Raw genomic sequence first — 12,050 nt, 5'->3', positions numbered from 1 at the left:
TATTCTCTCCGCAATGACAAAGCCTACTCTCACGATCGCTGTTATTGGTGATGTTCACGATCAATGGCAAGAAGAAGACCATCAAGCCCTTAAACATCTAGGGGTTGATTTGGTATTGTTTGTGGGCGACTTTGGCAATGAATCTGTAGAAATTGTGAGAGCGATCGCCAAGATAGATATCCCCAAAGCTGTAATTCTGGGAAATCATGACGCTTGGTACAGTGCCTCTGATTGGGGCAAAAGTAAAAGTCCTTACGACCATAAGACCGAAGATCGGGTGCAGAAACAACTCGATCTACTGGGAGAGACCCATGTTGGCTATGGCTACTTGGACTTTCCTGACTTGAATTTATCAGTCGTGGGCGCACGTCCATTTAGCTGGGGTGGAGAAGAATGGAAAAATGGCGATTTTTTACGCGATCGCTATGGCATCCATGGCTTTGCCGAATCTACTCAGCGGATTATCGAGAGTGCGAAGCAAACTGCCTATAACACAGTGCTTTTGCTCAGTCACAACGGTCCCACTGGTTTGGGCGATCGCGACTACAATCCCTGCGGTAAGGACTGGCAACCTGTGGGTGGCGATCATGGCGATCCTGATTTTGCCGAAGCGATCGCAGCTATCTACGAACTACCCAAAGCAGTTCCCTTTGCAACTTTTGGACATATGCACCACAAACTGCGCAATAACACGCGCCTACGCGAAGCGATCGCGGTGAACGATCGTGGTACGGTATTCCTCAATGCTGCCAGCGTACCCCGCATTGTGCAAAAGCTGGACGGATGTCACCGCAATTTCTCCCTCGTACAACTAACTGCAGGACAAGTGACTCAAATATCCTTGGTTTGGCTAGATCCTACGTTTCAAATAAAATCCGAACAAGTTCTCTATTCAAGACCTTTATAAAACTGACTGAATTCAATTTCAGAGATATTGGCAGTGGTTGAGTTCCATAAGAACCGTAGAAACTTCCTTATGTAATTCCTCTCAAGAAAGAATGCATATCCCTAAAGGGCACCTCTATTAATTGACTTATACCATTTTCAAAAAATGACAACGCATCTTTTTGAAAAGACCGCGCTCTGCGCGGAATCCAAAACCCGATCTGTCGCAAACATTTAGGAAATTGGTATAATTGTAACCAGACTTGATGGCAAGGTAGTTTACAAAAACTCTTTTTTGATAGCTGGGATCGTCTACTGACTTTTATGATTCAAGGCTTAGAGCTAGATCTCCCGCCTAACAGTAGTTAAATTTCCTTAATGAGAATTGCTGTAAAGGCATCTATAGCAATCCGTTTACACTTACGTCAAAATGGCGATTTACTACAATCCCGATGAGCCCGCGATCGCGTTTCCCACCAGTTGCTTCGTAGTGGCATAAGATGCATCTGCGATCGCAAGGAATCCAAAGAATCCAAAGAATCCAAAGAATCAATAGTGTAGGGGAATCATAAACTTGGTCAAAATATCTTAAGGTAGTTAAAGTTAGCAAAATCAAATTCAGTCCAACTTTTTAGATCTAAACTTTTCATGCCTATCACACCTGCTCATCACAAAGCCAAGGCTTTGCCTAGTGTCAAGCGTCGCCCTGCCAAAGAACTCTGCAGTGAATGTGGTTTGTGTGATACCTACTATATTCACTACGTTAAAGAAGCCTGTGCTTTCATCACGCAGCATATTGGCGAACTAGAAACCCAGTCTCACGGACGAGATCGCAACCTTGACAGCGATCGCGAGCTATATTTTGGCGTGCATCAAGACATGATCGCCGCGCGTAAAACTGAGCCAATCGAAGGCGCACAGTGGACGGGCATTGTCAGTAGCATTGCCATTGAAATGCTGACCAAAGGTATGGTAGAGGGTGTGGTTTGCGTCCAGTCTAGTGAAAGCGATCGCTTTAAACCCCAACCCGTGATTGCCCGCACCCCTGCCGAGATTCTGGCAGCAAGGGTAAATAAACCCACGCTCTCGCCCAACCTATCAGTGCTAGAGCAAATTGAACAGTCTGGCATGAAGCGCTTGCTCGTAATTGGCGTTGGTTGCCAAATTCAAGCCTTGCGAACTGTCGAAAAACAGTTGGGTCTAGAAAAGCTCTATGTCCTCGGTACGCCCTGTGTCGATAATGTCAACCGCGCTGGCTTGCAGAAATTTCTCGAAACCACGAGCCGATCGCCTGAAACCGTCGTACATTACGAATTTATGCAGGACTTTAACGTCCATTTCAAGCATTCCGATGGTTCGATTGAGAAGGTTCCATTTTTTGGACTGAATACGAAGGAACTGAAGGATGTATTCGCACCTTCCTGTATGACTTGCTTTGACTATGTCAATGCGCTTGCCGATCTGGTGGTGGGTTATATGGGTGCCCCCTTTGGCTGGCAATGGATTGTCGTTCGCAATGACACGGGTAAGGAAATGCTGGAGATGGTCAAAGATCAGCTAGAAACCCAAGCCGTGATGTCCAATGGCGATCGCACCGCTGCAGTCCAACAGGGCATTGCCGCCTATGACAATGCCACAACGATTCCGATGTGGTTGGCTTACCTAATTAATTTCTTTGTAAATAAAATTGGGCCCAAAGGACTAGAATACGGTCGCTTTTCAATTGACTCTCACTTTGTACGCAATTATCTCTATGTCAAGCGTAACTATCCCAAAAAACTAGAAGCGCATGTACCCGAGTTTGCCAAGCGCATTATCTCTCGCTATAAGCTGCCTAAGCAGTAATTGAGACTCCTTTCACTTTTAGGACAAAGAGACTGCACCGAATGTGACACTGACACACTGCCAACACTGCTAGAAAACATTAAAACTCGCGGTCAAATTTAATATCCGCTACTTTTTGATAGAAAGCGTGAGATGCGATCGCCCCTCAAAGAAAAAGCGATCGCTTTTAAATTGACCAAAAACGATGGTTTACAAAATAAGGCGATTATGCTTATACTACGGTTGTAGCACGTCAACTTGTAATTTTAGGTTTTCAGCTTTCAACACTTCATTCATTTCGTTAAACGCTAACTGCGCCCAAAAGCCATGTTTTCCTTGTATACCTTACAACCCATGATTCTCGCCACCAGCCTCAGACGGTTTACACAATCGTTTGTTGGAATTTTGGCAGAGATGTTTGTGTTACAGGAAAATCTGTGGACGGGCTGCCCCATTACCAAAACGGGTATGGGAGCAGGAACTGCGAAAGGCACAAACGATAGCTGCAAACTTCATGCAGTCGCCAGTTTTGGAAACTCTAGTTTTGGAAGCTCTAGTTTTGAAAGCAAACTATATGCAAAATCCGATCGCCATCGCTCAGAGCGCAGCCCCCATAATTCGCCGAATTCACTAAATCTAGATATAGACAAGATTAGAGCACACAACACAAGCGGGAGGTATTGGCTGACAGCCATACCGACATAAAGCATAGGTAGAACCCCCTTACCCTTGCCCCCGCTTTCATACAGAGAAAGTGGGGGTTTTAGTTTGCTAAGAAATTTGACGAATAACTTGAGGAGTAAAACAGTGACATACACAGGTCAAATCCAACCAGAAGTTCTCAGCCAGTCTGTAGTGGTATTTTCACAAAACTATTTGCCGATCAGCCGTATCAACATCAAACGCGCGATCGCCCTTCTGGTCACAGGTAGAGCTGAACCTCTCGATTTATTTAGTCAAGTTGGTTGGCAAGTGCGCTCGCCGCGATTGGAACTACACGTGCCCGAACACATTCGGTTAACGATCGGCAAATCAGAACGGCATTGGAAAATCCCAGCGGTGAGTCGGCGTGAAATCCTCCGTCGCGATCGCCAAGCTTGTCAGTACTGCGGTAGCACCAAGAAACTGACGCTAGATCACGTTATTCCCCGCGCCCAAGGCGGCCCGCACACATGGGAAAACGTAGTTACAGCTTGCGAACCATGCAACCTGCGCAAAGGAAACCGCACGCCCCTTGAAGCCAATATGCCCCTGCGCTCAAAACCTAAAGCCCCAACGCATCCGACCGTTGGCTTTGCCGAACAGTTTTGGCGCGAACATCAAACCTCTTGAAATCTCTCGCAACGTCACTTATCGAGGAACGCTTCTAAAAACATGTTGAAGCTTATTTTTACTGAAAATGGATTGTACGTTGAGAAGCTCGACATCGGTATCGATGAATTTATCAATACCCGTGTGGCGATCGCTCGCTGTGCCAGTCAACCTATCGCCATTGGCACGAGCAGTGCTTCGATGCTGTTACCTAATGGCGTGCCCACGCTAACGGAATTGGTGATGGCAATCAACCAAGAAGCAATGCATCAAATCGCGATCGACTTGGTGGACAGCGACTGTGTGGAAGTCAGTATCGCTCGCGGTCACTGGATTACTTCTACCCCTGATGCCGAAATTGGCATCTTTGCTGTTACACTCAGCGATCGAATTGAATCTGCTCTGTTTAAATTATGGCAGTTCAGCATGATTCTCTTGCCGCTTTCTAACTAAAATTCCCTATAAGGGCGAAGCATTCCTGTAGATATTTGTTTTAAAAGATCAAGTATCACTGCGAATGCTTCGTTTCTATTGCTTGGAATAATTCTGTAGAAACCCAAATTTGTATGCAAAGGCTCTGCCGCAAGCCTCTTGAGGAGCAAGATCGCAAACAGCTATAATTTAAGCCAGTCCATAGCCACTAAATACTTCTCTATGCACAAGCGTTTAACAACTTTAATCGGTATTCTGATGATTACAATGGCTTGGATTGGTTTAGCCACTCCAGTTATGGCAATTCCCTTATCCCCCCATAAAATTATCCCTATGGCATTATTTTCTTTCTCTGGTACTCGCCCAAATAACTTAGGTGTGCAAGCAGGGAAACTATCCCCATGTCCTAATTCGCCTAATTGTGTGTCTAGTCAAAGCTCAGATCTAGAGCACAAAATCGAGCCGATTCGCTACAAAGGCGATCCTACAAAGGCGATCGCTGAGTTAAAAACCGTGATTCAAAGTCTAGAGAGAACGAAAATAATTTCTGAAACGGAAGATTATCTCTATGCAGAATTTACCAGCGCTTTAATGGGATATGTCGATGATGTGGAGTTCTATCTCAATCGGGATGGAGGGGTGATTGAAGTTCGCTCTGCTTCCCGTTTAGGTCAGTCAGATTTGGGCGTAAATCGCAAACGGGTTGAAGCAATCAGAACGAAGCTACAAGATATGGCCTAATGTCATTTTGTTTAAGTATGTTTAAGAGCGTGACGCTAGTTGATTGAGTAATGCCTGCTGCATAACGTCAATCGGGGCGGGTTGACCCACCCAAAATTCTAAAGCGATCGCCCCTTGATGTAAGAGCATGTCTAAACCATCCATTGCTTTTAAGCCCCTTGCAGTAGCGAGTTGCAAAAATCTTGTAGGGCGAGGAATATAAATTAAGTCATAGACGATAGCGCTCTCAGGCAACAAAGCCATATCTTCCGCCGAGATAGGCGTATTTGGATCTTCCGCCATACCGATTGGCGTGGCATTTACAACGAGTCCAGCAATTTCTAATAAATTCGGTAAAGAGTTCCATGTATGAACGCGCAGATTGTAGTCGTTTAACTGGCTAGTCATTTGACCGTGAAATCGTTTCATCTTTTTAGAGTCACGACCCACAATATGAATGGCAGAACAGCCTAATTGCAAGCAACCCGCGATCGCAGCTCTTGCCGCACCACCACTCCCTAAGATTACGGCAGGAATTCTATGCCAGTTCAGTGCAAGCGATTTGAGTGGCGCTAAAAAACCAGCGACATCTGTATTTGTGCCAACCCACCCATCTTCTACCCGTTTGACGGTGTTGACTGCCCCAACAGCCTGCGCGATCCCATCCACTCGATCGAGCATCGGCATAATCTCTTGTTTGTGAGGAATCGTGAGATTAAAGCCCTGCAATGCACTGACTGCTTTTAAACCTGACACGGCAACGGTGAGGTCGTCGATCGCCACAGGTAAAGGAATATAAACATAATCAAGCTGCATGACCGTCAAGGCTGCGTTGTGCATGACGGGCGAAAGACTATGTGTTACAGGACATCCCATCACACCTAAAAGTTTAGTTGTACCTAGGACTTGTCCCATGCTTTTCCCTCGCTGAACCTATTTCATACCAATTTCTCTTGAATTTGCGACAGATCGGATTTTGTGTTCCGCACAGAGCGCGGTCTTTTCAAAAAGATGCGTTGCATCATTTTTTGAAAATGGTATCAGATCTGATACAGCCTATTTTTGCGCGTAACAGTACAAATATTAATCATAGTTGTGATGGTACGCAGAAGGCAATAAGCCAAAGTGACTGCTATATTACCAAGAACTAATCGCAAAATCGATCGAGGCATGCCGATTTTCACGACAAATATAGTAGACTATCAACTCCTTTATTCCTTCTATTTTCCCTAAAAATTTCCGGCCAGGCTGTTCAAAATCACAAAAAATATCGTAGATAAAAAGTATGGGCTTATCTCCAATTCTAGATATTGCAATTGGTTTAGTTTTTATTTATCTAAGCCTCAGTTTAATTGCTTCAGAAATCCAAGAATTAATTACGACGGTGCTGCAATGGCGAGCAGTCCATTTAAAAGAGTCCATAGAAGGACTCTTGTCTGGAAACGATCGGGAAATAGAAGAATTTTCTAGAGTCAGAGAATTAGCAAATCAGATTTATGCGCATCAACAGATTAAAGACATGAATCATGAGGCAAGAGGTCTTTTGCCAAGGTTCCCACGGTTAATCAGTCAGATGTTTGGCTTTGTATTTCGACTGTTTCGGAAATGGTTCCGCCAAGGAACAAATATCCTGCCTAACGTAAATATTTCGGATGAAGCGATCGCAAAAGAGGGAGAAGGAGTGTTTGGTCAAGGAAATTCGAGTGGACCTTCTTATGTCACAAAAGAGGCATTTACAAGTAGTTTTCTTGAAACGCTGCAAGTACCCATTTTAACGCGGTTAATTACGAGGCTAAGGCTAGAAGCTCTTCTTTCTAAATTGGAAGAACAATTAAAAGACAAATTAGATGAAGTCAGAGTAGGTGAGGGTCGATACCTACCTGATTGGTATAAAGATGCTAAAGAAGAGATATACAAAGATCTAGATAGTGACAGGATCGATGTTTCTGAGGCGTTGGATCGATTTGCCGAAGCTGCCAAGGCAGAACAAAGATTCGATCTATTTGAAGACCCTTTTCAAGCCCAAGACTCAGAAGAAAAATACTACGGTCTTTCACCTGAATATAAGAAGATCTTACTCAAACAAGTAACGCCTACATTGTTGGACGTCATTCAAATGATTCTGGTTTTTCAAGATCCAAGAGTCGAAAAAGTTCTATCCCGAATCAACGGCAGAAAATTTGATGATGTTAAAAAAATTGTAGAAGATGAAAAATTCTTGACCCATTATAGAGAAAAAGATCCCTACATCGTTGAATATATTGCGCAAGGTTTGCTTTTATATGTGACTTTTCGCAATAATGAAATTAGCCGCAAGCTCAAAAAGTTAATTGATAAATTACCGAAATTGCCAACCTATTTACAGAGTAGTATTTACGATCTTGCCAAGCGATCGCAAGCAAAAGTTGAAGATATCGAACAACAGTTCTCTCAATTTCAAAATGATATTGAAAACTGGTTCGATCACTCGATGCTCAGGGCTGCGGGAGTTTACAAACGCAATGCAAAACTGGTAGCGCTCATCCTTGGTTTTACGATCGCTGTGGTCGCAAATGCTGACACATTCCATATTATCGATCGCTTAAGCAAAGATAGAATTTTACGAGAAACCATTAGTCAGAGTGCCGAAAGTATTGTAGTTAATAACTCTCCCGATCGAACTGCTCAGAAGTCAAAGAATCCTCAGAAATTAGATCGAGATACGATCGATCGGATTAACTTTGCTGCCGATGCAATTTCCTTACCGATTGGTTGGGGAGATTCCGTAACATCTCTACAACAAAAAAAGAGCATTCGTTGGTTATTTGGCATTGAAATTGCGGCTCCAGTGATTACATTATGTGGGTGGCTAGTGAGCGCGATCGCAATTTCCATGGGAGCCTCATTTTGGTTTGACCTACTTGGGAAATTTATTGACATCAAAAATGTCGGTAAAAAGCCTGCTCCACCCTCCAACAACAGCAATTAGATGACACGATAATCCAATCATCGCGAATTCGGTCATGGTTGAAATATCCAAGGTAATGTCACGGTAAATGTAGTCCCCACGCCTACTTCACTTTCGACTGCGATCGTGCCTTTACATAAGTCCACAAAGTTTTTGACAATTGCTAAGCCTAGCCCAAACCCCGTAACATTTCCCGCATACTTAGAACGAAAGAAAGACTCAAACACGCGTTCTCGATCTTCAGCAGAAATCCCAATACCCTGATCGCGAACATGAATGCGAACTTGGCTAGGATTAGAATAAATTGCATCGGAAGCAAAAGACTGATGGTCAGGATCGAGTACATATTCTAGTTCTAATGCTACGGCACTTCCATAGGAGGAATACTTAATCGCATTAGATAGCAGATTGATCAAAATATGCCCTAACATTTTTTGATCCATAAACACGGGTGGAACCGAAGAATCTCTAAATACTTGTTGATATTTCAAAGAAGTTTGATGTTTATCGCGATCCCTGCGATCGAGGTGAGCTTCACTAAAATGCTTGATGAACATGATTGTATGACTATCCGAAGAGATGAGTTTTAACTCTTCAAGCAATTCTCGGCAAAATTTCTCTAGATCGAAGTAGCTAGGCGAAGGTTCCCATTTTCCTGATTCAGATTGACTTGCCGTGAGCATATTATCAAGAAAGCCAGACAAGCGATCTACGGCTTTACGAATCCTTTGAAATCGTTGTTTCTTTTCATCGTGAGACCAAACTCGGTCTTGCACTTCTAACATATCTGCTGCTATCCGAATGGAGGATAGCGGATTGCGAAATTCGTGGGAAACTAAAGCCACTAGTTCCGCTCTGAGATTACTAATGGCGCGTGCATGTTCTAGCGATTGACGTGTTAGCATTTCAGATTGATATTTGCGGAGCGCCACTTCTACGGCAGCACGTAACTCTGGAATCTTAAATGGCTTAACAATATACCCAAATGGTTCGGTGAGCTTGGCTCGTTCTAGGGTCTTTTCATCGGCAAAAGCTGTCATGTAAACAACTGGAATTTGATGTTGAGCGTAAATTTGTTCTGCCGCACTAATGCCATCCATGTCACCTTTGATCATGATATCCATCAGTACGAGATCGGGCTGTAGTCGATCTACGGACTGGATTGCTTCTACGCCTGAGTCAACGATACCTGAGATCGTGTAACCCTGTTGTTGCAGGCGTACCGATAAGTTTTCCGCAGCGATCGCTTCATCCTCCACGATCAGGATTTTAGCTTTAGTCATGAGTATGCAACCTTTCTCTATATTTCAGCTCTCTGAAACTGATGTGAAACTGTGTTCCAGCGGTTGTATCTAGTTCTAGGGTGCCTTCTAACTGACGAGTAAGAATACGGACTAAGCGCAAACCTAGCGTACTTGAATTTTGCCAATCAAAATCTTTATTCATGCCGATACCATTATCACGCACGATTAAATGCAGTACTCTATCACTTGTATTATAGTCAGCATAAAAGCGAATTCTAATCAAACCACTTTGATGATTTGGGAAAGCATACTTAAGTGAGTTAGAGACGATTTCATTGATGATTAAGCCACAGGGAATTGAGGTTTCCATATTTAAAGTAATTGCTTCTGCATCAATCTCCTGTTTGATGTCACAGGCATGGGTACTAAAAGAATCAAAAAGGTTATCGATCAAGCTTTGAATGTATTCGCTAAAGTTTACCTCTCCTACAGTGGGAGACTGGTAAAGTTGTTCGTGAATTAGCGCCATCGAATGAATTCGATTTTGACAATCACTAAATAAACTCAAGATTTGCTCATCCTCAATATACTGAGATTGCAAATCTAGTAGATTTGCAATGACATGTAAATTATTTTTAACGCGGTGATGAATTTCTTTGATCAGTACTTCTTTTTCGCGTAAAGATGCTGAAATTAACTCCTGTGCTTGCTTTTGCTTTGTGATGTCGCGAATCATCGCCAAGCTGTGCATGGTTTTACCGTTTTTGTCATGCACTACATAGGCAGTGAGCAATACCCAGATTTCTTCACGATTTTTCTTAATACACCGCTTCTCAATTTGATATTGAGGAATTTTGCCATAGTAAAGTTGCTTTGCGAGTATGGCATCTTTAACCACATCCGCAGGATGGGTAAGGGAGTTAAAGGGACGACTCATTAGCTCTACTTCAGTGTAACCAAACATTTGACAGAGCATATGATTAACTTTAATCAACCTTTGGTTAAAGCCAATAATTGCCATTCCAAGGGGACCTTCTTCAAAGATTTTGCGAAAGCGTTCTTCACTTTGTCTTAAAGCTTCCTCTGATTCTTTGCGGTCGTTGATATCTTCGACCATTGCCAAACTGTAGAGAGGGCGATCGGACTCATCTCTAATCATGGAAACTAAAAGCTTAACCCAAACTTTTTGTTTGTCTTTTCTAATAAATCGTTTTTCAAGTTGAAACTGATGAACTTCATTTTGCAGACACTTCTGCACGTAACTTAGTTCCTGATGCAAGTCAGATGGATAGGTAATTTCCTGAAAGGTTAATTCCCTTAATTCTGCTTCTGTAAAACCCAACATATGACAAAAAGTAGGGTTTGCTTCTACAAATAAACCATTCACAGTACAGAGCACAATTCCAATCGGTGCATTTTCAAAAATGCGGCGAAGTTTTTCTTCACTTGCCCGTAGGGCATCTTCTGCTAGTTTTCGTTCTGTAATATCCTCAATCGTGCAGAGCAACCCTACGACTTCACCCATTGAGTTATGAAAGGGGATTTTACTGACATCTAGCCAGCGTTGCTGACCTTTCTCATCTTTTTTTTGCTTGGTTTCAATTACATGTAACTCAGGCGTATTATTCTCCATAATGCGCCGATCTTGATCGCGATAATTATCAGCGACTTCGCGGTTTGGCAGCAGATCGTAGTCAGTTTTGCCAATGATAAACTCGGTGCTTTCTAATTTTGCAGCCTTTGCCCAGTTTTTATTGCATCCCTGAAATACCGAGTTGCGATCTTTCCAGAAAATTTGCTGATGGATGTTATCCATAAATAACTGGAGAAAGTCTTTTTTGTCTTGCAGGGTTTGCTCTACTTGAGCAAGGACGCTCGCATTGGCTTGAAAAGATGCTGTAATTTGCTGAAGTTGTTCTTTTAGCAGAACTTCTTGTTGTTTTTTTTCTGTAATATCACGTTCGACGATTAACCAATGGGTCTGCTCTCCCACCTGATTGGCAATCGGGGATAAGTTCAATTCGCCCCAGTATATAGAGCCATCTTGGCGATCGCAGTGCAGTTCGACTTGGATCGGCGGTAATGAGCTTGTGACCGATACGGCATGGATGCGATCGCCTTGAAGTATATTTCGAGTACTCCCTATTGTTTCTGCAAGGGTGCAACCAAATTGTTTGGTAAATGCAGGATTTGCATAGACAATTGGAGAATGAAAGGCGGTATTGATTGGATCTTCTTGCGTAGAAGTCGTAATCAAAATAATGTCTCTGGCTTGCTCGAACATAAACTCTAATAAGTACATTTGTTCTGCACTAACCAAAGTTTTAATCGCTTCTTGCATACTGTTAGGATTTTGCTTAAACCATTAAGCATTCACTCCATTTAACATATAGCAGATCTTAAACAGAGTGTTGCTACGATTAGGGTTAAACCCTTACAGAAAGATCGGAAAATCGTTCAAGATTCATTAATATAATTACCTTGCAGGAAATCTCCTAAAATTTCACCCTCTACTTCATAATATCTCCGAGGGTTTCCTACTCTATATCAATGGAAAGAATCATTTCTTCTTCTTTTCTTTCTAACTTTGTTTTTATGATTTTTTCTCGACAATCTAATAGTTTCGCTCTTAAAAATAGACGATTAGAATTTCTTGCAAATCTAGGAAAGTTAGTCAGTTTTGATTT

10 protein-coding genes are annotated in these 12,050 nt (G+C 42.7%); 7 read left to right on the top strand and 3 right to left on the bottom strand.

The window, feature by feature from the left end; translation table 11 throughout:
• Positions 1-13: 13 nt before the first annotated feature.
• The 6 genes from ACP2WE_RS07990 (at position 14) to ACP2WE_RS07965 (ending at position 5,193) form a co-directional block, all read left to right on the top strand.
• Complete coding sequence (locus ACP2WE_RS07990; RefSeq protein ID WP_425215026.1) at positions 14-907, top strand: TIGR04168 family protein; 894 nt, start codon at positions 14-16, stop codon at positions 905-907.
• Between the two features lie 626 nt (positions 908-1,533).
• A complete protein-coding gene (locus ACP2WE_RS07985; protein ID WP_425215025.1) occupies positions 1,534-2,730 on the top strand; it encodes a Coenzyme F420 hydrogenase/dehydrogenase, beta subunit C-terminal domain in 1,197 nt (398 codons plus the stop codon).
• 306 nt (positions 2,731-3,036) lie between these two features.
• Positions 3,037-3,414, top strand: coding sequence for a hypothetical protein (locus ACP2WE_RS07980; RefSeq protein ID WP_425215024.1), 378 nt, complete (start codon positions 3,037-3,039; stop codon positions 3,412-3,414).
• Positions 3,415-3,516: 102 nt separating this feature from the next.
• Positions 3,517-4,041: an HNH endonuclease gene (locus tag ACP2WE_RS07975; RefSeq protein ID WP_425215023.1), complete on the top strand. Its 525-nt coding sequence runs from the start codon at positions 3,517-3,519 to the stop codon at positions 4,039-4,041.
• Between the two features lie 42 nt (positions 4,042-4,083).
• Entirely contained in the window at positions 4,084-4,473 is a 390-nt protein-coding gene (locus ACP2WE_RS07970) for an alr0857 family protein (protein ID WP_425215022.1), read from the top strand.
• Between the two features lie 201 nt (positions 4,474-4,674).
• Positions 4,675-5,193 (top strand): DUF1499 domain-containing protein, encoded by a 519-nt coding sequence (locus ACP2WE_RS07965; protein WP_425215021.1) that lies wholly within the window; start codon positions 4,675-4,677, stop codon positions 5,191-5,193.
• 21 nt (positions 5,194-5,214) lie between these two features.
• On the opposite strand, the gene ACP2WE_RS07960 is transcribed toward ACP2WE_RS07965, so the two are convergent.
• Positions 5,215-6,087 (bottom strand): shikimate dehydrogenase, encoded by an 873-nt coding sequence (locus tag ACP2WE_RS07960; protein ID WP_425215020.1) that lies wholly within the window; start codon positions 6,085-6,087, stop codon positions 5,215-5,217.
• Positions 6,088-6,457: 370 nt separating this feature from the next.
• Here ACP2WE_RS07960 and ACP2WE_RS07955 point away from each other — a divergent pair, with 370 nt between their 5' ends.
• Positions 6,458-8,140, top strand: coding sequence for a hypothetical protein (locus ACP2WE_RS07955; protein WP_425215019.1), 1,683 nt, complete (start codon positions 6,458-6,460; stop codon positions 8,138-8,140).
• A 32-nt stretch (positions 8,141-8,172) separates the two neighbouring features.
• Here the strand turns inward: ACP2WE_RS07955 and ACP2WE_RS07950 are convergent, their stop codons facing one another.
• Positions 8,173-9,402, bottom strand: a complete 1,230-nt coding sequence (locus ACP2WE_RS07950) for a hybrid sensor histidine kinase/response regulator (RefSeq protein WP_425215018.1) — start codon at positions 9,400-9,402, stop codon at positions 8,173-8,175.
• A complete protein-coding gene (locus ACP2WE_RS07945; protein WP_425215017.1) occupies positions 9,395-11,704 on the bottom strand; it encodes a PAS domain S-box protein in 2,310 nt (769 codons plus the stop codon). Before ACP2WE_RS07945 ends, ACP2WE_RS07950 begins: the two co-directional genes overlap by 8 nt.
• Positions 11,705-12,050 lie beyond the last annotated feature (346 nt).

The sequence above is a fragment of the Tumidithrix helvetica PCC 7403 genome (assembly GCF_965232925.1).
GTDB classification, from domain to species: Bacteria; Cyanobacteriota; Cyanobacteriia; order Pseudanabaenales; family Pseudanabaenaceae; genus Tumidithrix; species Tumidithrix helvetica.
This window is presented reverse-complemented; position numbering and strand designations above follow the sequence as displayed.